The 22,547-nt window shown below is 64.5% G+C and carries 19 protein-coding genes; 8 read left to right on the top strand and 11 right to left on the bottom strand.

Translation table 11 applies throughout. The annotated features are described in order from the left end of the window. Positions 1 to 441 precede the first annotated feature (441 nt). A complete protein-coding gene (locus tag JOE69_RS09090) occupies positions 442 to 1,965 on the top strand; it encodes a M4 family metallopeptidase (protein ID WP_309797994.1) in 1,524 nt (507 codons plus the stop codon). 233 nt (positions 1,966 to 2,198) lie between these two features. Further along, positions 2,199 to 4,013, top strand: a complete 1,815-nt coding sequence (locus tag JOE69_RS09085) for a S53 family peptidase (RefSeq protein ID WP_309797993.1) — start codon at positions 2,199 to 2,201, stop codon at positions 4,011 to 4,013. A gap of 85 nt (positions 4,014 to 4,098) precedes the next feature. Here JOE69_RS09085 and JOE69_RS09080 read toward each other — a convergent pair whose 3' ends face one another. Beyond that, entirely contained in the window at positions 4,099 to 5,085 is a 987-nt protein-coding gene (locus JOE69_RS09080) for a Gfo/Idh/MocA family protein (protein WP_309797992.1), read from the bottom strand. A gap of 177 nt (positions 5,086 to 5,262) precedes the next feature. Here JOE69_RS09080 and JOE69_RS09075 point away from each other — a divergent pair, with 177 nt between their 5' ends. From JOE69_RS09075 to JOE69_RS09065, 3 genes are read left to right on the top strand one after another with little or no spacing between them, the layout of a single operon-like run. Next, entirely contained in the window at positions 5,263 to 6,288 is a 1,026-nt protein-coding gene (locus tag JOE69_RS09075) for a substrate-binding domain-containing protein (RefSeq protein WP_374709691.1), read from the top strand. Beyond that, the gene (locus JOE69_RS09070) at positions 6,285 to 7,319 is read left to right on the top strand and encodes an ABC transporter permease (protein ID WP_309797990.1); all 1,035 of its coding nucleotides are present in this window, start codon (positions 6,285 to 6,287) and stop codon (positions 7,317 to 7,319) included. The genes JOE69_RS09075 and JOE69_RS09070 overlap by 4 nt, the downstream gene beginning before the upstream one ends. 12 nt (positions 7,320 to 7,331) lie before the next feature. Beyond that, the gene (locus tag JOE69_RS09065; protein WP_309797988.1) at positions 7,332 to 8,144 is read left to right on the top strand and encodes an ATP-binding cassette domain-containing protein; all 813 of its coding nucleotides are present in this window, start codon (positions 7,332 to 7,334) and stop codon (positions 8,142 to 8,144) included. A gap of 80 nt (positions 8,145 to 8,224) precedes the next feature. Here JOE69_RS09065 and JOE69_RS09060 read toward each other — a convergent pair whose 3' ends face one another. The 4 genes from JOE69_RS09060 to JOE69_RS09045 all read right to left on the bottom strand — a co-directional run bounded on the left by JOE69_RS09060 (position 8,225) and on the right by JOE69_RS09045 (position 12,219). Then, positions 8,225 to 9,736 (bottom strand): FAD-dependent oxidoreductase, encoded by a 1,512-nt coding sequence (locus JOE69_RS09060; protein WP_309797986.1) that lies wholly within the window; start codon positions 9,734 to 9,736, stop codon positions 8,225 to 8,227. A 10-nt stretch (positions 9,737 to 9,746) separates the two neighbouring features. Further along, positions 9,747 to 10,652, bottom strand: a complete 906-nt coding sequence (locus JOE69_RS09055) for an AurF N-oxygenase family protein (protein WP_296362778.1) — start codon at positions 10,650 to 10,652, stop codon at positions 9,747 to 9,749. Between the two features lie 131 nt (positions 10,653 to 10,783). After that, on the bottom strand, positions 10,784 to 11,293 hold the full coding sequence (locus tag JOE69_RS09050; RefSeq protein ID WP_309797982.1) for a methylated-DNA--[protein]-cysteine S-methyltransferase: 510 nt from the start codon (positions 11,291 to 11,293) through the stop codon (positions 10,784 to 10,786). Continuing rightward, positions 11,290 to 12,219, bottom strand: coding sequence for a DUF8686 domain-containing protein (locus tag JOE69_RS09045; RefSeq protein WP_309797980.1), 930 nt, complete (start codon positions 12,217 to 12,219; stop codon positions 11,290 to 11,292). The genes JOE69_RS09050 and JOE69_RS09045 overlap by 4 nt, the downstream gene beginning before the upstream one ends. A 276-nt stretch (positions 12,220 to 12,495) precedes the next feature. Between JOE69_RS09045 and JOE69_RS09040 the strand changes: the two genes are divergently transcribed. Continuing rightward, positions 12,496 to 14,340, top strand: a complete 1,845-nt coding sequence (locus JOE69_RS09040) for a BCCT family transporter (protein ID WP_309797977.1) — start codon at positions 12,496 to 12,498, stop codon at positions 14,338 to 14,340. A 59-nt stretch (positions 14,341 to 14,399) separates the two neighbouring features. Here the strand turns inward: JOE69_RS09040 and JOE69_RS09035 are convergent, their stop codons facing one another. Beyond that, positions 14,400 to 14,894, bottom strand: a complete 495-nt coding sequence (locus JOE69_RS09035; protein ID WP_309797975.1) for a hypothetical protein — start codon at positions 14,892 to 14,894, stop codon at positions 14,400 to 14,402. A 142-nt stretch (positions 14,895 to 15,036) separates the two neighbouring features. After that, positions 15,037 to 15,393 (bottom strand): hypothetical protein, encoded by a 357-nt coding sequence (locus JOE69_RS09030; protein ID WP_296362785.1) that lies wholly within the window; start codon positions 15,391 to 15,393, stop codon positions 15,037 to 15,039. Positions 15,394 to 15,475: 82 nt separating this feature from the next. Here JOE69_RS09030 and JOE69_RS09025 point away from each other — a divergent pair, with 82 nt between their 5' ends. Both JOE69_RS09025 and JOE69_RS09020 read left to right on the top strand, forming a co-directional pair. Further along, positions 15,476 to 16,234 carry an SDR family NAD(P)-dependent oxidoreductase gene (locus JOE69_RS09025; RefSeq protein ID WP_309797973.1) on the top strand — a complete coding sequence of 253 codons (759 nt, stop codon included), beginning with the start codon at positions 15,476 to 15,478 and terminating at the stop codon, positions 16,232 to 16,234. 176 nt (positions 16,235 to 16,410) lie between these two features. Continuing rightward, a complete protein-coding gene (locus JOE69_RS09020; RefSeq protein ID WP_309797971.1) occupies positions 16,411 to 16,626 on the top strand; it encodes a hypothetical protein in 216 nt (71 codons plus the stop codon). 80 nt (positions 16,627 to 16,706) lie between these two features. Here JOE69_RS09020 and JOE69_RS09015 read toward each other — a convergent pair whose 3' ends face one another. The 4 genes from JOE69_RS09015 to ptsP all read right to left on the bottom strand — a co-directional run bounded on the left by JOE69_RS09015 (position 16,707) and on the right by ptsP (position 22,536). Further along, positions 16,707 to 18,485, bottom strand: a complete 1,779-nt coding sequence (locus JOE69_RS09015; RefSeq protein ID WP_309797968.1) for a glycoside hydrolase family 35 protein — start codon at positions 18,483 to 18,485, stop codon at positions 16,707 to 16,709. 83 nt (positions 18,486 to 18,568) lie between these two features. Then, positions 18,569 to 20,179: an MFS transporter gene (locus JOE69_RS09010; protein ID WP_309797966.1), complete on the bottom strand. Its 1,611-nt coding sequence runs from the start codon at positions 20,177 to 20,179 to the stop codon at positions 18,569 to 18,571. A 348-nt stretch (positions 20,180 to 20,527) separates the two neighbouring features. Next, on the bottom strand, positions 20,528 to 20,815 hold the full coding sequence (locus JOE69_RS09005; RefSeq protein WP_309797965.1) for an HPr family phosphocarrier protein: 288 nt from the start codon (positions 20,813 to 20,815) through the stop codon (positions 20,528 to 20,530). A gap of 8 nt (positions 20,816 to 20,823) precedes the next feature. Further along, positions 20,824 to 22,536 carry a phosphoenolpyruvate--protein phosphotransferase gene (gene ptsP / locus JOE69_RS09000; protein WP_309797964.1) on the bottom strand — a complete coding sequence of 571 codons (1,713 nt, stop codon included), beginning with the start codon at positions 22,534 to 22,536 and terminating at the stop codon, positions 20,824 to 20,826. Between the last annotated feature and the right edge of the window lie 11 nt (positions 22,537 to 22,547).

Here is a 22,547-nt window from a genome sequence, read left to right as displayed (position 1 = left end):
AGTCGGTCTACTGGGTGGGACAAAGCGGTTCCGTCCCACTGAGTACCTGAGGTCACTGGGACGCAATTTCAACGGATGTCTGGATGGATTGTCCAGTTCGTCCGGCAGGTCCGGGTCCGAAGTCCCGAAGCTGGTAGTTTCCTGGCAGTTCTGCCACGGTTCTTGACCCCGAAGTACAGCCACAGCACACTTCATACATAGTTGATTCACAGAAAGCGAAATCCGCAATAATTTCCATATTGCGGATTTCCGCTGTGTTCGACTATGCGAAATTAGCTATTTTCCTCAACTGATCCTTTAACCAACTTAGGAATAAAGTTTATGAGAAAAATCTACGCCGCAACCGGCATAGCTTTAGCTGTGGGCCTCCTGTGTACAACGCAGTTCGCAGGTGTCGCTCAAGCCGCTGACCCTTCGGCAGGCAGCATCGATCCAGCCAACGTGATCACTGAACTCAGCAGCCAGGGGAACGTCGAGCAGATCATCTTCAAGTCCGCATACCGGCCAGCGCAGAGCGCGCTCGGTCGCAGCTCGCAGGCCAGCACTCTGGCGACCGGCCTCAAGGACCTGTTCGCCAGCGCACCGGGCAGCGAATTCACGCTCGACGCGGCTTCGACCAACTCGATCAAACGCTTCACGCAGAACATCGCCGGAGTTCCGGTGCTGGGCTCGTCGCTGACCCAGCTGCTCGACGGGCAGGGGGCCATCACTTCGGCCATCGGTTCGGTCACCCGAGGCTCCAAGGGTAGCTTCCCGGTCGATCCGGCTGCCGGCCAGGCCGCTGCTCTGGCCACCGCGACCCGCGTGGCTTCAGTCGGCAAAGACGCCGCTGCAGTCACTTTGAACGACCAGAAGGCGATTTGGTTCGACGGCGTACTGGTCGGCAAGGCTGCAAAGTCCTCGGTTGCCGTTCCGGCCTACCAGTTCAAGTTCAGCACCGGCTTCGCGGAGTCCCGGGTGCTCACGGTGGCTGCCAACGGCGGCGCCATCCTGGACGACCGGACCGACCGCAAGGACATCAACCGGGTCGTCTGCGATGCGAACTCGAAGATCGTCGATCTCGACGCCAGCAATGCCGACGCGATGCTCAAGTGCGGCAAGACCCAGGCCAATAAGCCAACCCGCATCGAAGGTCAGGCCGCATCGTCGGTGGCCGATGTGAATTCGGTGTACAACTTCCTCAATGACACGTCGTCCTTCTACGCGGCGAACACCAAGGCCAGCGATTTGACCTCGTTGATCGGCAATGACGAGGGCGACGGCCTGGGCAAGGCGATGCGCGCAGTTGTGCGGATCTGTGTCAAGGACAGCCAGAACGGCACCCAGTGCCCGTTCGCGAACGCGTTCTGGTACAACGGCCAGATGACCTACGGCCAGGGGGTGACCACTGACGACGTCACCGGCCACGAACTCACCCACGGCGTGACCGAGGCGACCAACGGTTTGGTTTATGCGGCAGAGTCGGGCGCGATCAACGAATCGATGTCCGACGTCTTCGGCGAATTCATCGACCTCAGCAATGGCAGCTCCGACGACACTGCGGCCAACCGCTGGAAGATCGGCGAAGGCAGCAGCCTGGGCGTCATCCGCGACATGAAGAGCCCGGGTTCCTACGGCGATCCGTCGATCTACAAGGGCAGCAATTGGAAGTCCACCGCCAATCCGAGCGATGCCAATGACCAAGGCGGAGTCCACTCCAATAGCGGCGTGGGCAACAAGCTCGCCTTCCTGATCACCGACGGCCAGACCTTCAACGGCCAGACGGTCAGCGGAATCGGCATCGCCAAGGCGGCGCAGCTGTACTGGTCAGCCCAGGTGCTGCTGACCTCCAATGCGACCTACGCGACCTTGGGCAAGGCCTTGAACACGGCTTGCCAGAACAATGTCGCCAACAATGTCGCCGGCACGACGGCGGCCAACTGCACGCAGGTGGCCAACGCGGTCAAGGCGGTGGGCATCAAGTAGCCGATCTCCGGATCGCCGGCTAAGCGCCGGCTGCTTCGTACCACGAAGCAGCCGGCGCTTTTCGGGTCCGGGGTGTTGTCATCTGGAGTAAGAATCGCGGATAAGTGGCTGCCTTGAGCAACTTTTTTTGCGGTTTCCGACCAACTGTTGGCAAACATCCAGAGAACGGTCAGAATCCGGTGAGAGCTTTCGGGAGTCAAAGCAACACTTCTTTCCCGAAAGTTGAAAACATCGTGAAAAAAATTGGAGCTCGCACCCGGAGCTCGGTAGTGGCGGGCCTGGCCGTTCCGGCTTTGGTCCTGGCCTTCACCGGAACGGCCGTTGCAGCTATTCCTGCTTCCCCGGACTCGGTGCAGGGCATTGCCGGATCCACTTCGCCCCGGCTCGGCCATGCGCAGCGGCTGGATTCCGCGCCGGCCCAGCAGCAACGGAAGATCACCGTTTCCCTGGCGCCGCACAATGCGGCCGGGCTGGATGCTTTCCTGGCGAACGTCAACGATCCGGCTTCCCCGCAGTACCGCCATTTCTTGACTTCGGCAGAGTATGCGGCCCGCTTCGCCCCGACTCCGGCCGAGGTCTCTGCAGTGTCCAGCGCACTCACCGCGAAGGGGCTGTCGGTTGACCGCGTCGGTGCGGGGAACCGTTACGTTTCGGCGTCGGGCAGCGTCGCGCAGCTCCAAGACCTCTTCAAGACCAGCCTTTCGCAGTACCGGGACTCAGTGACCGGGGCCGACTTCACCGGCGCGGACAGCGAAGTCAAGGTTCCGCAGGCCCTGGCCGGACTGATCACCGACGTCGGCGGCCTGACCGACGAGGGCAAGATCTTGCGCCCGGCCTCGCGCCAGGCTCCTGCTGCGCCGGAAGCCGATGCCGCGAAGCAAGCTCCCTCCGCCGTCGGAGCCAAGGGTGCTACGGACCAGGGCACCGGAGTCAAGGGCGGGTTCACGCCCAAGGAGCTCAATAGCGGCTACAACACCGCCTCGATCGCCAACGGCGCCCAGGGGGCTGGGCAGACCATCGCGCTGGTCGAATTCTCCGGCCACCGCTCGAGCCATGCCGATGTCTACGACCAGCAGTACAACTTGGCCACCTCGGCAGTGCAGGACATCAATGTCGACGACGGCCCGCAGGGCTACGACGAAGGTGAAGGCGAAGTCGATCTGGACATCCAGGTGCTGCATGCGATCGCGCCGAAAGCCACGGTTTTGGACTACCAGGCACCGAACACCGACTCGGCCGACATCGATCTCTACAACCAAATCGTCACCGACAACAAAGCTTCGATCATTTCTTCGAGCTGGGGCAATCCGGAAAACCAGATCACCAAGAGCCACGCGACGTCGTTGTCGAACATCTTCAAGCAAGCCGCGGCCCAAGGCCAGACGATCTTCTCGGCCTCCGGCGATCACGGGGCTTCGGACGACTGGCCCAACAACAGCGACTCCGCATTGACCGTTGATTCGCCGTCCTCCGACCCGAACGTGACCGGCGTCGGCGGCACCCGGCTCTACATCGACTCGAGCACCGGTGCTTGGTCGAGCGAAGCGGTCTGGAACGACTACGTGAAATCCGGCGACACCTGGCGCGGTGCCAGCGGGGGCGGCGTTTCCACCTTCTTCGCCCGGCCGACCTGGCAGACCGGAACCGGTGTGAACACTTCGCAGAAACGCCAGGTGCCGGACATCTCGTCAGCTGCTGCCGAATACCAGTACTCGGGGTACACCGAGGTCTACGACGGCAATGGCAAAGACACCAACAAGGCGGCGTGGACGTCGTTCACCGGTACCAGTGCGGCGGCACCGCTCAACGCGGCGTTCCTGGCCCTGGTCGCCAACCAGGGCGGCGGCAGCGTGCAGTTCGGCAATCTGAATCCGGCGATCTACAAGGCCGCGGCGAACAATCCGTCGGCCTTCCACGACGTCACCTCGGGGAGCAACAGCATCGTCGGCAAGCCGAGCTCGTATGCGGTGACCGCCGGCTACGACAAGGCGACTGGCTGGGGAAGCCCGAACTTCCCGGCGTACGGAACCGAGATTCTCAAAAAGTAGCAAGCAGTACCGCCCGACGGCGGTGGTCCGACGTCCGAACGGACACTGGACCACCGCCGTTTCGGTTTTCCGAACGGGATGCCGGTCACAGCCGTACCGCGACGCCGCGCTCCAACGACTCCTGGGCGGCGTCGGCCACTCGGGAAGCCGCTGCCGATTCGGCCAGCGGGCAGGGATTTTCCGCCTCGCCCCTGGCCAGTGCGAGGAAGTGGTCCAGCTGGCTGCGGTAGGCGGCGGCAAAGCGTTCCATGAAGCTCGGATGCGGAACGCCGGTGGGGAACGCCACCCCGGGTTCGGCCGAGTGCAGGGCGGCCTGTTCGTCCAGTCCTACGCAGACGCTGCCCGCACTGCCCTGCAGTTCCATCCGGACGTCGTGTCCGGCGCCGTTGTACCTGGTGGCGACCACAGTGGCCAAGGTCCCGTCCGTCAGGGTCAGCAGTGCGGCCCCGGTGTCCACATCGCCGGCCTCGCCGATTCCGGGGTCGCCCCGGTTCGAGCCGCGGGCATAGACCTCCACGACGTCCTGCCCGGTGAGCCAGCGGATGATGTCGAAATCGTGCACGCTGCAGTCCCGGAAGATGCCGCCCGAGCCGGCGAGGAACTCCAGCGCCGGGGGACGGGCGTCCGCGGTGACCGCCCGGATCGAATGCAGCCAGCCGAGCTTTCCGGAGCCGAGCTCGGCTTTCGCGGCGCGGTAGCCGGCGTCGAACCTGCGTTGGTGGCCGATCTGCACAATCCCCTGGTTCGCTTCGGTGAAGGCGACCAACTCGAGCGCTTCGGCCGAGCTGGCGGCTACCGGTTTCTCGCAGAAAACCGGAATCCCGGCCGAAACCGCACGCTCGATGAGTTCCCGATGCGCGCTGGTCGCCGCCGCAATCACCAGGGCCTCCGGCGCGGAATCGAACAGCTGGTCCAGGTGCAGCGGGGTGCCGCCGCGCAATCGGGCGGCTGCCCGCTGCGCCGTTTCGGCTACCGCATCGGCGAGCAGCAGCTCGGTGGCGCCGGGCGAGGCGAGCAGGTTTTGTGCATGCATCAAGCCGATCCGGCCCAATCCGATGACGCCGACGAGCATGGGGTCTCCTGAAGCTGTGGGTAAATGGTAATAATGTCAGTATGTCAGGACATTCTATTGACAGTTGTGACTTTTGTCACCAGGATGGTCGTCAGGAACAAGTCCGGGCCGGGGGCGGCATCCGCAGTGCAGGGTCCTTCGGTGCGGTCCCTCCGACGACGACCGAAGGAGCAAGTCGTGCAGGCAGAAAGAGTCACGGTCCGAGTGGGCCGCAACCGGCGGCCACGGGTGCCGGTTGCGTTGGTGCTGGCGGTCGTGGTCGGCATCTTGCTGGCTGGCTGTTCCGCAACCGGCGGCCGCCCGCAACCCAATTCCGGCGGGGGCGCCGGTTCCGGAGTGACCACCCCGAGGATCACCGTCGCGGTGATTTCGCACTCTGCTCCGGGAGACACCTTCTGGGACATCGTCCGTCGGGGTGCCGAGGAAGCCGCGGCCAAGGACAACATCAACTTGCTCTACACCGCGCAGCCCGAAGGCGCCGGCCAGGCCCAGTTGGTGCAGCAGGCGATCGACCAGAAGGTCTCCGGGATCGCGGTCACCCTGGCCAAGCCGGACGCCATGAAGACCGTGCTGGCCAACGCCAAGGCGGCGAACATCCCGGTGGTCGCGATCAATGCCGGGGCGGCCTCGGCCAAGGAACTCGGCGCCCGGGCCTTCTTCGGTGCCGATGACCGGATCGCCGGCGAAGCCGTCGGCCAGAAGCTGCTCGACGGCGGTTACGCCCGGCCGATCTGCGTGATCCACGAACAGGGCAACGTCGGCCTGGAGGAACGCTGCGCCGGGGTCAAGGCCAAGATCCCGGCTACCGAGATCCTGTATGTGCAAGGTTCGGACATGACCCAGGTTTCGTCGACCATCACCTCGAAACTCCAAGCCACGGCTGAGGCGGACGCGGTCATCGGTTTGGGTGCGCCGTATACGCTGACCGCGCTGCGCGCCGTGCAGGCCACCGGATCCAAGGCCAAAATCGCCTCCTTCGACCTCAATGCGGATCTGGCGCAACAGATCAAGGACGGGAAGATCATTTTCACCGTCGATCAGCAGCCTTGGTTGCAGGGGTACCTGGCCGTCGAGTACTTCTGGCAGCAGTTGCGTGGCGGCTTCGAAATGGGCGGCGGCCAGCCGGTGCTCACCGGGCCGGCCATCGTGGACCAGGGCAATGTCGATGCGGTGCTGAAATTCGCCCAGGAGGGGATCCGATGAGCGCCCTGGCAAACGCCGCAGACGAGCGGGTGCGTCCGCGCAACGGATTGCAGCAGTTCTTGGGCCGGCCGGAGATCGGCTCCGTGGTGGGCGCCATCGTGGTGTTCCTGTTCTTCGCGGCGGTGGCCCCGGTATTCCTGCAACCGGCGTCCTTCGCCACGGTGCTGTACGGAGCCTCGACCATCGGGATCATGGCGGTCGGCGTGTCCCTGCTCATGATCGGCGGCGAATTCGACCTCTCGACCGGTGTCGCGGTGATTTCCTCCGCGCTGACCGCCTCGCTGTTCAGCTGGTTCTTCGTGTTCAACGTCTGGGTCGGCGTCGGCCTGGCTTTGCTGGTCTCCTTGGGCATCGGGATGCTCAACGGCTGGATCCTCACCAAAACCAAACTGCCCAGCTTCATCGTCACCCTGGCGACCTTCTTGATGCTCACCGGCTTGAACCTCGGGCTGACCCGGCTGGTCGGCGGTTCGGTCGCCTCGCCCGGGATCTCGGACATGGACGGCTTCGCCCTGGCCAAATCGATTTTCGCGGCGACGGTTCCGATTGCCGGAGTCGAGGTGCAGATCACGGTGTTCTTCTGGATCGCACTCGTCGCCGTGGCGTCCTGGATCCTGCTGCGAACCAGGGTCGGCAACTGGATTTTCGCGGTCGGCGGCGACGCGGCGGCGGCCCGGGCGGTGGGTGTACCCGTGGCCAAGACCAAGATCGGCTTGTTCATGGGGGTCGGATTCTGCGGCTGGATCCTGGGCATGCACAACCTTTTCGCCTTCGGCGCGGTGCAATCCGGCGAGGGAGTGGGAAATGAATTCCTCTACATCATTGCTGCCGTGATCGGCGGATGCCTGCTCACCGGCGGCTACGGCTCAGCGATCGGCGGGGCGATCGGCGCCTTCATCTTCGGCATGGCGAACAAGGGCATCGTGTATGCGCAATGGAACCCGGATTGGTTCAAGTTCTTCCTCGGCCTCATGCTGCTGCTCGCCACCTTGGTCAACCTGGTGGTCAGGCGACGCGCGGAACGGAAATAAGGGAGCGACGGCATGGCAGAGAAATCAACCGACCAGCTCAGCGACGCCGATGCGCACCTGATTGCGCTCGACGGCGTCGGCAAACGGTACGGGAACATCATCGCGCTGAGCGACATCACCATGGCGGTGGACAATGGCCGGGTCACCTGTGTGCTCGGCGACAACGGCGCCGGGAAGTCCAGCCTGATCAAGATCCTGGCCGGGCTGCACGGGCACGACGACGGCACCATGCGGGTGATGGGGGCCGAACGGCATTTCGGTTCGCCGCGCGAAGCGCTCGACGTGGGCATCGCGACGGTCTACCAGGACTTGGCGGTGGTGCCCTTGATGTCGGTGTGGCGGAACTTCTTCCTGGGCTCCGAGCTGACCGTTGGCCGGGGGCCGTTCCGCCGCCTCGACGTGGCTCTGATGAAACAGACCGCCCAGCGCGAGCTGGCTGCGATGGGCATCGACCTGCGCGATGTGGACCAGCCGATCGGTCAGCTTTCCGGCGGTGAGCGGCAGTGCGTCGCGATCGCCCGCGCGGTGCATTTCGGAGCCAAAGTGCTGATTCTGGACGAGCCGACGGCGGCGCTCGGCGTGAAGCAATCGGGTGTGGTGCTGCGCTACATCCTGCAGGCCCGGGACCGTGGGCTCGGCGTCGTGTTCATCACGCACAACCCGCACCACGCTTTCCCGGTGGGGGACCGCTTCTTGTTGCTCAAGCGGGGCAAATCGATCGGCTACTACGCCAAGAAGGACATCACGGTGGCTGAGCTCACCGCCCAAATGGCCGGCGGTGCGGAACTCACGGAGCTGGCCCATGAGCTGGAGCAGATGAACTGATTCCAGCCCCGCTTCCGCCCCTGGAAACTGGGCTGGAGCATTCCTGCTCCATTTCCAGGTGTGGAAAATGGGCCAGCGGTTCAGCGCTGAAGCCGCGGCAGCAGCCCGGCCAGCATCGAGGACCTGCGCGAGCGGACCGGAAGGGCACCCGAGACCACGTCTTCGATCAAGGCGCCGATGGTTTCCTGGACACAGGTCTTGTTGGCGCCGATGCCGCCGGAAGGCCCGCGTTTGATCCAGCCCACGGCATAGTTGCCCGGCATGCCGGTGATCCGGCCGCCGGCGTTCGGAATGGTGCCGGAAGACGCGTCGAAAGGCAAGCCGGGGACCGGAACCCCGTGGTAGCCGATGGCCCGGATGGCCTGCCCGGCGCGGACCTCCCGAGTGCCCGAAGCTTCGCTGACCACCACCCCTTCGACCCGTTCCCGGCCGAGGATCTGCCGGGACTCCGAGTGGAATTTGAGCACGATCCGGCGTTTGCCAACGGCCGGTGCGGCGGCGAAGTCGATCCGTTCCTGCCGGACGCCGCGCAGCAATGCCGCCTTGCCTCCGGTCGCCGCGGCAATCTCCTCCGCGACCCGAGGGTCGGCGGCGTCCACGACCAAGTCGATGTCCTCGTGCTCGGTGAGCGCGATCAACTCGGTCGACGTGTAGGCGGCTTCGGCCGGTCCGCGACGGCCCAGAATCAGCACTTCACGGACTGTGCTCGAACGCAGCCCGGTCAGGGCGGACCTCGAAATCGAGGTGCTTTCCAGCCGGCCCGGATCAGTGCTCAGCACGCGGGCAACATCCAACGCGACATTGCCGTTGCCGACCATGACGATGCGCTCGCCGGACAAGTCGATGGCTGTCGCCGATGCCTCGGGATGGCCGTTGTACCAAGCGACGACGTCGGTCGCCGCGATGCTCCCCGGCAGGTCCTCGCCGGGGACGCCCAGCTCTTTGGCCGAGGAGGCACCGACCGCGTAGATCACCGCATCGTGCTGCGCGGCCAGTTCGGCGGCGCTGAGATCGCGGCCGATCTGGACGCCCAAGCGCATCCGGAGCCTCGGATGGCTGTAGAAACGGGAAAAGGTCTCGCCGATCTTTTTCGTATCCGGATGGTCCGGGGCCACTCCGTAGCGGATCAACCCGCCGGCGAGCGGCAGTCGGTCGATCAAGGTGACCCGCGCACTGGTATGCAGCAGCAGATCTTCCACCGCATACATTCCCGCTGGGCCGGTGCCCACCACTGCGACGTCCAGCATCGGGAAATCGCTCGGGATGCTCCGCTTGAAGACCGGCGGATTCCAGGTGTGGAAATTCGGTGCCGGATCGCTTGCTTCGGCGGGCGGCTTGGCTTCGAAATAGCCGGCATTGATCTCCGGATACGGCTTTTTCGGTCCGCTCAGCAAGCTCTCCACCGGGAATATCGCGTCGACCGGGCAGGCGTCGACGCAGGCTCCGCAGTCGATGCAGCTCTTCGGATCGATGTAGAGCATGTCGGTCTTGCCGAAATCCGGCTCGTCGGGAGTCGGGTGGATGCAGTTCACCGGGCAAGCCGCAATGCAGGACGCGTCGTTGCAGCAATTCTGGGTGATCGCGAAAGCCATCGTCCGGGGCTCAGATCAGGTTCGCGCGTTTGTAGACGAAGGTCGAGGCCTTGGTCAGCAAACCGGCCGAGCTGAGGAATTCCATCAGTCCGGAGCAGCTCGAACGCATCATCGACTTGTAATGCTCGTTGGCCTTCGCTTCCCGCACCGCGCGTTTGGTGTCCAGGCCGGCATTGGCGTAGACCTTGTGGCTGACCATGCTGGTGACGATGGCGTATGAGGCGATCGAAATCACCAGCGCGTTGATCTGCCGGCGGAGCCAGCTGGAGCCCTCCAGCCGCTCCAGGGTTTCTTCCCGGGCGAACTTCATGTGCCGCGACTCTTCGACGACGTGGATGTTGTTGATCGTCCGGACGAATGGCACCACCCGGTCGTCGCGCATCCAGTCGCGTTGCATCACATCGAGGACTTCTTCGGCCACCAGGATCGCCGCATAGGCGGCTTCGCCGAACGCGACGGTCTTGAAAACCCGGCCGAGTTCGACGACGACGCGCCGGGGGTGGTAGGCCGGAGCCTTCAGCTTTTCGGCGCCGCGGGCGAACATGATCGAATGCCGGCATTCATCGGCGATCTCGGTGAGCGCCCATTGGAAGGCGGCATCCGTCGGGTCTTTCGCGTAGAAATCCCGGAGGATCATCTGTTGCAGGATCATTTCGAACCAGATTCCGGTGCTCGCGACCGAGGCGGCCTCCTGCCGGGTGAGCGCGCGCTGCTGCTCCGGAGTCATCTCGTCCCAGTAGGACGTGCGGTACAGGGTGCTCCATTCCGGGCTGGTGCCGTGGAAATCGGTATCCAGCGGGGTCTCCCAATCGACTTCCTGCGCCGGATCGTAAGAGAGCGTCGCCGAGGACTCCAAGAGCTTCCGGGCGATGTCCTCGCGAACGTTTGATTCAGTTCCGGTGCTGCTGCTAGCCATGAGGTACTCCTAACGACGTGACGTCTTCGTCCGTGTCGGTGTATTACCGGTCAGTAGATGATACAGACCATCTAAAGTTGTTTCATCCTATAGCCGGGGTTTTCCGGGCGCAAGAGCTGGCCGGAGAAGCTTCAGAACAGCCGGCCGGCCGCGATTTCGGGATTTTCCAATTCCAGGAGCGCTTGTTTCCGGGCCAGACCGCCGGCGTATCCGGTGAGGCTGCCGTCGCTGCCGATCACCCGGTGGCAGCCGATGAAGATCGAAATCGGGTTGTGGCCGACGGCCCGGCCCACTGCCTGGGCGAGCTGCTTGTTGCCGAGTTGCTCGGCCAATTGCCCGTAATTCGTGGTGCTGCCGAAAGGCAATTCGCGGAGCAGCGCCCAGACTTTCGTTTCCAATTCGGTGCCCTGGGTGGCCAAGGGCAGATCGAAGCTGGTCCGCTGCCCGGCCAGATACTCGTCGAGTTGGTGCTGGGCTGGGCCCAAGACCGGATCCTGGGCGGCGTCCATCCGGGATCCGAATGCCGGCTCGGCCGGCAGCGTCCAGTGGCCCTCGAAGTACAGTCCGGTCAAGGCGTCCGCTGCAGCGACCAGCGTGATCTCGCCCAGGACGGTATCGATGAGCGCGTGCCGGATGCTCATCGTTCGGTGAGCATCCAGGCCCGGATGTAGATGAGCAATGCCACGATCAGCCCGATCACCGCCCAGACGGTCACTGCGGTGTCCACCCAGGCTCCGGTCGGCGGATTCCCGGGCAGGAAGGAACGGATCGGGATGATCGCGAAGAGCATGGCGCTGAACCAGGCGGTGAACGGCGGCTGGAATTTCTGCCTCCCGGACCGGACCCGGAGCGCTACGAAGAGGGCCATCACCGGCAGTGAGACCATCACCAGGACCAACAGGATGCTCAGCAGCAGAATGCTCCCGGAGCGGGCCAAGGCGATGGTGCTCACCGATGTGTTGGAGTCCACCTGGCCCAAGAAAACCTGGTCGAGCCGGTCCAGTTCCTTGAAGTCTGCAGCATCATTGGCCAGTTTCCACCCCGGGCTATAGCCCAGGACCTGAAGTTGTACCTTCAGTGGTGTATTCACGTTTCCGGTGCTGCTGGTCGCCGAAATGGCAATCGTTTGGCTGTAGCGGTCGAGGGGCCAGAGCTTCGCATCTCCGTCCAGCTCCACCCGCAATTGTTCGTTCGCCATGGTCTGTCCAGCGGGAATCGTGAAGCGGCCGGATCCCTGAACTGGATCGATTTGGAGGGTCAGTGCCCGATCGACCTGTCTGGCCGCATCAACATCGGGATTCTGGATCGCGGACACATTGAAAGTAGCGACCCGCCGTTCGGTGTCGATTCCGGTGAATTGCAGGTACACCAATGCGTTTCCTTCACCGGGGTCTACGTATTCGGTGGCATTCCTGGTGATGCCGCTATTGGCCTGCAACACCAAGCTGAGCACATAGAGGGCCGCGATGGCGAGGGCGATGAGCAACGCGGTCGGATGCAATCTCGACCGGGCTTTCGGCCCGGCTCCAGCGCTCGGGGAATCTGCATCGGCGGTGTCTTGGGCCATGGTTACAGATCATATCCGCAGCCGCCGGGCACGGCATCGAATTGGTCGAAACCACGGCCGGAAAGCGCTCCGTCGGCGGTCCCGGAAATACCGCGAATCCTTCCCTGGAAGTTAGCTATGTAAAATGGAATAACCTTCAAGCGCTGTTGGAACGGCGAGCGGGAGGGAATTTCAAGAACACAATTCTGTGCTGGCGCTGCCTCCACAGGCGCGGGCCGGCCGGAATGACCGCAATCGTCTGAGCGCGAAAACGCGCATGAGGAGCGACTGAACGCCATGTCTGCCGTCGAAGGCAAACCAACAATCAGCCAGCCGAAGTTAGACCCGACGAAGCCCGCCTCCGGGAAAGGCGGGCCGAGCAAAAAACACCGTCATCTGCCGATTGCCCGTTGGGTATTCTGGCCGGCCGCCGCGCTCATCGTGGCCTTCGTGCTCTACGCCACCATTTTCCCGGCCAGCGCCACCGAAGTATTCAGCCTGATCCAAAGCAATGTGATCAAGTGGTTCGGTTGGTACTACGTCGCGGCGATCGCGATGTTCGTGGTTTTCGCGCTCTGGATCGGGCTCAGCCGTTACGGCGACATCAAGCTGGGCAAAGACGAGGACAAGCCGGAATTCTCGCTGATGTCCTGGTTCGCGCTGCTCTTCGCCGCGGGGATGGGCATCGGCCTGGTGTTCTTCGGGGTCGCCGAGCCGCTCAACCACTTCGCCTCGCCGCGGCCCGGGGTCGAGGGGAACCCGATCCAGTTGGCGCAGCAGGCAATGACCCAGACGTACTTGCACTGGGGGCTGCACGCCTGGGCGATTTACGTCGTCGTCGGCGTTTCGATCGCCTATGCGGTGCACCGCAAACGGCGGCCGATTTCGATCCGCTGGACGCTGGAGCCGCTGCTCGGCAGCAAACGCGTCGCCGGCGGTTGGGGGAACCTGATCGATGTGGTCGCGCTGGTCGGCACGCTCTTCGGGGTAGCCACCTCATTGGGGCTGGGCGTCTTGCAGATCTCCGCCGGTCTGGACAAGGCGAACATCCTGCAAGCCACCCAGATGACCCAGATCGGCCTGATCTTGTGCATCATCACGCTCACCATCGTTTCGGTGGTCTCCGGCGTGGGCAAAGGCATGAAGTGGCTTTCCAACACCAATCTGGTGCTCGCCGGGGTGCTGATGCTCTTCGTCCTGTTCACCGGTCCGACGCTGTTCCTGCTGCGCGAATTCGTGCAGTCGATCGGCAACTATTTGCAGAACGTGATCGGGCTGACCTTCAACACCTTGGCCTTTTCCGGCGCCGAAGGCGAAGCCTGGCAAGCGGCCTGGACCACGTTCTACTGGGGGTGGTGGATCTCCTGGGCGCCCTTCGTCGGGATCTTCATCGCCCGGATTTCCAAAGGCCGGAGTGTGCGGGAGTTCGTCGCAGGCGTCCTCCTGGTGCCCACCGCGATGGGCTTCCTCTGGTTCTCCGTGATGGGCGGATCGGCGCTCTACCGGCAGATCTTCGGCCAGGGCGGACTGGTCGGCGAGGACGGTTCGGTGGATACCGAAGGGGCGCTGTTCAACCTGCTCGGCGGTTTGCCCGGGGGCACCGTGCTGGTGATCGGCGCAGTGATGCTGATTGCGATCTTCTTCATCACCTCAGCAGATTCCGGGGCCTTGGTGATGGGCATGATTTCCACTGGCGGGGATACCGAGCCGCGGAATTGGTTGCGGGTTTTCTGGGCGCTCTCCGCGGCGGCGGTGGCGATCGCGCTCCTGATGGCGAACGGATTGCAAGCGATCCAAACCGCGGCGATCCTCACCGCATTGCCGTTCAGCGTGGTGATCATCCTGATGTGCGTCGCGACCGCGAAGGCCTTCCACCTGGAACACACCGCGGTGCTCAGGGCGCAGCGGCGGCTGGCGCGGGAGCAGATGACGGCGCACGTCACGGAGCAGGTTTCCGAGCAGGTGAACGATCAATTGCAGGATTCGGTGCAGGAACATTACGAGGAGCATTTGGCCGACCAATTGCACGACCAAGTCGCAGAAGCGGTGGAAGCACAGTTCACGGAACGGTTCGCCACTTCGGAGCTGCCGGTGCTACCGGTCGCTGACCCCGATGGTTCCGGGGCCAAAAAGCCGGACTGATTGGGGCCGGTCGGCTGAATCGACGGCACTCCGTCGATTCAGCCGACCGGGCTGCGGCACTACTTCTTCTGTTCCTTCTGGACTTCCTGAACGATCTGGGTGGTTTCCGGAGCATAGGCGTAAGTCTTATCGCCGTCGATGGTGACCCACCAGCGACCGCAGACGCTGCTGGCTTTCTGTTCGGTGCCGCTGGGCCACCAGTCCGCGCTGAGCGTGGCGGGGCCGTTCGAGAAATCTTTGGCCGGGTACGCGTTGTCCGGATCTTCGCCGGAAACCGGCTTCTGGCCGGCCGGCACCGCGGTGCAGGTAGTGGGCAGCGGTGATCCGTTCTTCAACACCATGATCCGTTCGGCGCCAGTGGTCCGGAACATCATCTTGATGTCCGTGGCTCCGTCCGGCACCCAGCTCGGCAACGCGCCGTCGGCCTTGCCGGCTGCTCCGTTGCTGAAGGTCTTCGTCTCCCGTTTGTCGTACGTGTTTCCGAGTGTGCCGCAAGCACTGAGGGAAACCGCAGTTGCTGCGGCGAGGGCGATGATCGTCAGGTTTTTCTTCATGCTTCCAGACTATTTTCCGCACCTGCCGCCGGGCATCGGCCCCGGGGCGGAATCCCGGTTGCCCCAAGCTCAGACCTCGGTCTGAGCTTGGCGCTGCGAGGCTCATCCCGATCCGCAGACCTGCCGCGATCGTCGAACCGGCTCAGCGGCGGCGGTCCCAGAACACCGCATGCAGGATCAGGCTGCACAGCACGGTCAGGAAAGCCATGATCAGGAACATCCAGGAGAACGGCGCCAAGGCGGCGTACCAGGGACGTTCCAAATACGGCGCATTCGGGTAGTCGGCGCTGTAACTCGCCGGATAGCTGAAAGCAGCGCCGAGCAAGGCCAGGACGAACAATCCCACCGATGCCGCACCAAGCACCCAGAGGGCAACCAACCAGGGATTGACCCGGTTGCCGGCGCTGAGTTCTGCTTCGAGCTCAGCGGCTTCGACCGCGGTGCCGTGTTCGTCCACTTCGGAAATTCGGATCTGTTCGCTGGCCGGTTCGCTACTCAATCTGGTCCACTCGCCAATCTGTTCGCTACTGCTTCGGCACGGGTCATCGGGCTTCTCCAGCATAGTTGCGTAGCATGGTCTCATGACGGAACGTGCCCTGATCACCGGAGCTACCGCAGGCCTGGGTGCGGAATTCGCGCAGCAACTGGCCCAGACGCACACCGATTTGGTGCTGGTGGCCCGCGACCAGGGCAAACTGGACGCCAAAGCGGCCCGGTTGCGGCAGGAGTACGGCATCGAGGTGGAGACCATCTCGGCCGATTTGTTGACCGAACCCGGGATCAACGCAGTGGCTGAGCGGTTGGCCGACGCCGCAGCACCGGTGAGCATCTTGATCAACAATGCCGGATTCGGGCTGGTCAAGTCCTTCGAGCAGAATGACCTGGCCGATGAGTTCGACCACTTGCAGGTGCACGTGAAGACGCCGATGGCGTTGATGCACGCGGCGCTCCCCGGCATGCTGGCGCGCCGGCACGGCCGGATCATCAATGTGGCCAGCGTCGCCGGCTTCATTCCGCGCGGCACTTACGGCGCCTGCAAATCCTGGTTGATCAGTTTCAGCCGCTGGGCCAATGTGCAGTATGCCGATCGCGGGGTTTCGGTGACCGCGGTGTGCCCGGGCTTCGTGCACACCGAATTCCATCAGCGCATGGACGCCTCCACGGCCGGAATCGCATCGTGGATGTGGCTTGATGCCGATCAAGTGGTCCGCGAAGGGCTCAAAGATTCGGCCGGCCGGAAATCCGTGAGCATCCCCTCGCTCAAGTACAAAGCGATGGTTTTGCTCAGCAAGTTCAGTTCCGACAAACTTGCCGCCCTGGCGGGCAAACGCGGCCGCTGATGTGTATTCTGGATGCATGGGAACATTAATTTACGGCTGATTCTGGCCCACTCGCCAACCAGACCACCCCAGGCTCGTTGAGGCTCCGCCTCCGAGCAATGCTGTTCCGCACTTCCACTGAACCGACGCTTTCGGCGTCCCCTCAGCGAGCCTCCAGAACTTGTTAAGGAGCAACCATGCCCCCCTTTGAACATCAGGAAACCGGCCAAAACCAACCTGAAATCCGCTTCGCACCCGCAGTGGAGTCCAAGCTCAGCGATGCCGCCAGGGAATCCCTGGCGCGCAAGCAGGCGCAAGCCGGGCAACCCGGCGTGCCGGGTCTGACCCGCGGACACAAGCCGACGCACGTTAGCGGCAAGCAGGGCAAGCGGGAACGCAAAGTCCGCTGGTAAACCCGGAATCACCCTGCCGAGTGGCCAGATCTGCAGGCCAAAATGGATCCGAAGCCTGCAGAGCTGGCCACTCGACGGTGCTATCCGAGGTCGGCGCGCTCGCGGAACTCGATGGCGTCGCCACCGTGCTCGAGTTCGAGCACGGTGAACAGATTTTCGCCGGTTTGCAGCAACCCCGCCGGAACGTAGAGCGTTCGCTGCGGACCCCGAGCCCAGTAGCGGCCGAGCAGGAAGCCGTTGACCCAGACGAAGCCCTTGCCGAAGCCGGGCAGCGCCAGGTGGGTGTCGCGTGGTTCGACGAGTTGCAGATGTGCCGAAAAGAAACCCGGTTCCGCCACGGAGCGCTCGGTCGCGACGCTGAACTGCTGCAACTGCTCGGCACTGAAATCCGGCAACGGCAATGGAATCTGCGTCCAGCCGAAGCTCAGCCGCTGATTGATCAGCAGGCCGCGGATGCCCTTGCCTTGGCCCAGCAAATGCCCGTAGTTGATCCGGCCCTGGTTCTCCACCAGGATTTCGACGACTGCGCGCTCACCGGAACCCTGCAACTGCAACGGCTCGTGCGCGGTGGCTTCGAAGACGCCTACCCGTTCGCCGTCGATGTAGACGATGCCGCGGTCATGCAGGCCGTCGACCCGCAGCTGGTACCCGCCGCGCGGCAGAATCGGCTGCGCACGGTAGAGCACCAGTCCGTCCGGGCAGTTCAACTCCTCGAAGCCCAACGGGGTCTTGCTGGCCACTCCGGCCGGTTTCCGCAAGGCGGAGAGCAACTCGAGGCCGGGGGTCAGCGGAAGTGTCTGTGCGGGCAACACCGGTTCCGGCTCCGCCAAACTGCCGAGCTCGGGAAGTTCGGTGAACCGGCCGAAAAGCGCCCGCATCGCGTGGAACTTCCCGGTCAGTGCGCCGTCCTCGGCAATCGGTGCATCCGAGTCGTAACTCGTTGTCGTGGGTTGCAGCCCGCCGTCGAAATTGGCGCCTGAGCTGAGCCCGAAGTTGGTGCCTCCGTGGGCCATGTAGAGGCATACGGAACCGCCGCCGTCGAGGATCTGTTCGACTTCGGCGGCCGCTTCGGCTGCCTCGCGCCGATGGTGTTCCTCACCCCAGTGGTCGAACCAACCATTCCAGAATTCCGCAGCGATGAAATGCTCGCCGGGCCGACGGCGGTGCCAGGTCTCGATTGCCTCGGCGCCCCGGCTGCCCAACGTCCCGGTGGCGAGCATCGTCGGATTCGCCGCCGGGTCCAGAGCCCCGCCGTCGAGGTAGAAGTCGTTGCCGCCGTCGGCGCTGAAGATCAGCTCGGTGACGCCGTGCTCCAGCAGGACTTGTCTGGTCCAGGCGACATACTCCGGATCGTCGCCGTAGCTGCCGTACTCGTTCTCCGCCTGGAAAGCGACGATCGGTCCGCCTTGGTTGGCCTGCAGGGGAGTCAGCAAGGGCAGTAGCACGTCGAACCATTCGGTCACCGCGCGGCGGTACTCGGATTCCATGCTGCGCAGGCCGACGCCGGGCCTGCCAGTGAGCCAGGCCGGGAACCCGGCGTTGTCCCATTCCGCGCAGATGTACGGACCAGGACGGACCAGCACATCCAGACCGCGCCCGCCGGCCAGCTCGATGAACCGGACCAGATCCCGCCAGCCATCGAAATCCGGCCGGTCTGTTTCGCGGCGCTGGTGGAAATTCCAGGCGACGTAGGTGTCCAAGGTGTTGGCGCCCATGGCTTTCAGCCGGTCCAGCCGATCACCCCATTGGGCGGGGTGCACCCGGAAGTAATGGATCGCACCGCCCAGCAGCCGGTGTTCGGCGCCGTTGCGGAGCAGGCGGCCGTCGGCATAACTCAGCGTTGATTCCTCGGATGGCATGCCTCCGATGCTATCCGCAGACGCCGCCGGCGGCGAGGTTGCCCACATGCTGGAACCCGGCCGTCGTCGGCTGCGCCGAGCGCTCAGAGTTTGGCGTCCGCGATCGGCACCGCGGGCACCCCTTCGGCCGGCGTCGGCGGCTCGAAAGTCTCGTCGAACGGCATTTCATTGAGATCCAGATCCGGGTTGTCATCCTGCCCGGCCACCAGTTCCCGGGCTTCCTGGGCGGTGTCGACGCTCGGCATCGATCCGGGCAGCGGCCGGCCGGCTGATTCACGCAGGAAGAAGATCGCCACCGCGCCGACTGCGGAGGTCGCCATCAGGTAGAACGCCGGCATCAAATCGTTGTTGCTGAGTTTGAGCAGGCTCTCAATGATGAACGGCGCGGTGCCGCCGAAGATCGCCACCGAGAAGTTGTAGGCGATGCCCATTCCGCCGTAACGGCTGGAGGTGGGGAAGAGCGCCGGCAACGAGGATGCCAGGTTGGCCACGTAGAAAGTGACCGGGAATGCGATCAGGGCCAGGCCCAGCAGCGTGGACCAGATCTCACCGACGCCGATCAGCATGAAGGCCGGCAGCGAGAGCACGATCGTCGAGATCGCACCGGTCCAGAGTACCGGCCGTCGTCCGATCCGGTCGGAAAGCCGTCCGGTGAGCGGGATGCAGATGCTCATCACGAGCAGCACCGGGATGGTCAGCAGAGTGCCGTGCACCTCGTCACAGCCCTTGGAAGTGGTCAGATAGGTCGGCATATAGGTGGTCAGCGCGTAACCGACCGTGTTCGCGGCGGCGACCAGGATCACCGCGAGGACGATTTGCCGCCAGTAGGCCTTGACCAGGCTGACCGGATTTTTCGCCGCGGCGTCCTGGGACTGGGCGTCCTGGTTGGATTTCTCCGCGGCGTCGAGGGTCGCCTGGAACTGCGGGGACTCCTCGATCTTCAAGCGGAAGTAGATCGCGACCGCGCCCAGCGGCCCGGCGACCAAGAACGGGATCCGCCATCCCCATTCCTCCATGGCGCCTTGGCCGAGCGTCAATTGCAGGACCGAAACCAGCGCGGCGCCGAGCGCGAAGCCCAGGTAGCTGCCCATGTCGAGGAAACTCGCGAAGAAGCCGCGCCGTTTGTCCGAGGCGTATTCGCTGACGAACGTGGTGGCGCCGGCGTACTCCCCGCCGGTGGAAAAGCCCTGCACCAACTTGACCAGGACCAGCATCACGGCGCCCCAGATTCCGATCGTGGCATAACCGGGGATCAGGCCGAGCACGAAGGTCGATGCTGCCATCAGGATCAGCGTGGCGGCGAGCACTTTTTGCCGGCCGATTTTGTCGCCGAGCCAGCCGAAGAAGATGCCGCCGAGCGGGCGGGCGAAAAAGGTCGCGGCAAAGGTCCCGAGCAGGAACAGGTTTTGCGCGGTCTTGTCCGCCTCAGGCAGGAAGACCGGGCCCATAGTGGTGATCAAGTAGCCGAAGACGCCGACGTCGTACCATTCCATGGTGTTGCCGACCACGGTGCCGCCCAGCGCTTTCTTGAGCATCGGCTTGTCCACGACATTGACGTCGTCGACCGCCAGGCGGCGTTGCTTCAGCCGCGGAAGGCGTCGGGCCTTGGCCGGCCTCCCGGCCGTGCCCGGGGATTTTCCTCCGCTCGGGCTCGCCTCTTCAGGCGGGGTCATCGTGCTGTTGTCTGTGGGCATTTGGGCATCTCCTGGGGAGGTCATTTGCTTGCGACTGTTAGCCGTACCGCACCGGGGTAGCCCGGGCAGGCCTTCGATTTTAGTCTTTTCCACCGCAGGATGCTGGAAAAACCGGGAATTTTGGGTCGCTGAGGCAACGAAAAGCGCCGCGGATCGCAGCTCTGGCCTGCTCAGATCAGGCGTTACCGTATCGTTACATATCGGCTGCGGAAACGGCGTCCGGCTCGACGCAAACCGGCTCGGCGCGAGTTCCCGCAAAGCCGCCCCGACCGAGTTGCCGCACTCGGCGGGAGAAACAAGCATGTCCCGCCGAGTCGACCGACTCGACGGGACATGCCCACGCCGTGATTAGGCGTCGTGGTCGGTCTCCAAGATGGCGACCAGGGCGTCGAGGGTTTCCTCGGCACCGGCGCCTTCGGCCCGCAGTACCACCCGGTCGCCGTGCGCCGCGCCGAGGCCCATCAAGGACAGGATGCTGGCGGCGTCCAAGGCGTCCTCGGCCGGGGTGCCTTCGGGTGCGATGCTCACCTCGAGTCCGTGCTGTTCGGCGAGTTCGGCTGCGGCTTCGGCGAAAATCGCCGCCGGCCGCGCGTGCAGGCCCACCCGGCTGGCGATCGTGGCATGGCGTTCTGACATGGTTCCTCCTAGAGTCCGAGTTCTTCGAGCACCGGCAGCTTGGCCCGGGCCGAGGCCCTTGCCGCTGCCGCACATTCTTGTTGGAGTGCCTCCGCAGCGATCTGCCGGGCCTGCTCCAGGCTGACGGTTTGCAGCACCGCGGCCACTGCCGGGATCGCCCGGGCGGTCATCGACAGGGTGTGCACGCCCAAACCGACCAGGACGACGGCGAGCGCCGGGTCGGCGGCAGCCTCACCGCAGACCCCGACCGGTTTTTCCGTGCTCTGCCCGACGGCGCTCTGCTGTGCGGCATTGCAGGCCACCGCGATCAGCGAAAGCACCGCAGGCTGCCACGGGTCGTTGAGCTCGGCGAGCGGCCCCAACTGCCGGTCTGCGGCCATCGTGTACTGGGTCAGGTCGTTGGTGCCCAGGCTCGCGAAGTCGACGTGTTTCATGATGTGCCGGGTGCTCAACGCCGCCGAAGGCACCTCGATCATCACGCCGGTGGTCTTCAGCCCGGCGTCCTGGCTCAGCCGGCCGAAACGTGCGGCCTCGACCGGGGTGGCAACCATCGGCGCCATGACCCAGACTTCGGTGGTGCCGACTGCTGCTGCGGCGGCGATGGCGCTGAGCTGGCGGGCCAGGACACCCGGAACCGCCGGCTCGCGCCGATAGTGGTCGGTGCGGTAGCCGCGCACGCCCAGCGCCGGGTTGGGCTCGTCGCTGCTGCTCAGGAAGGGCAGCGGTTTGTCCGCGCCCGCGTCGAGCGTGCGGACCACGACCTTCTTGCCCGGGAAAGCGTCGAATACCCCTCGGTAAGCAGCGGTCTGTTCCTCCGCTGAAGGTTCTGCTTCCCGGTCCAGGAACAAGAACTCGGTGCGGAACAGCCCCACGCCGTCGGCTCCGGCCTGCGCTGCGGCCGCTGCCTCGGCAGCGTTGCCGACGTTTGCCAGAAGTGGCACCGGAGTTCCGTCGGAGAGCGCGCCCTGGCCCTCGAAGGAGCTCAGCCGGGACGCCTGGGCGGTCCAGTCCTGGGCCGCGGACAGCTCGGCCGGGCCGACGTCGGTGCTCAGGCTGCCGGCCGTGCCGTCGACGTAGACTTCGGTTTCGTCCGGGATCGCGCGGACTCCGGGGGCAGCCACCACGGCCGGCAAACCCAGCGCCCGGGCGATGATCGCGGTATGCGACTGCGGACCGCCGTCGGCAGTGACCAAGGCCAAAACCTTGCGCGGATCCAAGGTCGCGGTGTCCGCCGGGGCCAAGTCTTCGGCCAGCAGGATGAACGGCTCGTCGGAATCCGGGATGCCCGGTGCCGGAACGCCGCGCAGCTCGGCCACGATCCGGGCCCGCACGTCGTACACATCGCGCGAGCGCTCGGCCATGTAGCCGCCCAGCTGCAGCAGCATGCTGGCCACCCCCTCGGCGGCCTCCCACAGCGCGCGTTCGGCGGCGGCTCCGGATTCGATCTGCTTCGTGGCGGCCTTGATCAGCATTGGATCCGCGGCCATCAGGGCGGTCGCCTCCAGTACTGCTTTGGCGTCGCCGCTGGCGCCGGAAGCGCGCTCGCGCAGCGCGGACTGAACCGCGGCGGCGGCCGTTTTGAGCTGCGCGACGGCCTGTTCCGGCGTCGTGCCCTCGGCCAGGGGCAGCCCGGCGGGGGGCTCGCTCACGGCCGGCGGCATCTGCCGGACTCGGCCGACCACCCGGCCCGGGCTGACTCCCACTCCGTTGAACGTCGTCATCGGTTACCCCC

Source organism: Arthrobacter russicus, assembly GCF_031454135.1.
Classification (GTDB): Bacteria; Actinomycetota; Actinomycetes; order Actinomycetales; family Micrococcaceae; genus Renibacterium; species Renibacterium russicum.
Note: the sequence above shows the minus strand (reverse complement) of the source record. Positions and strands in the feature narration are given on the sequence as shown.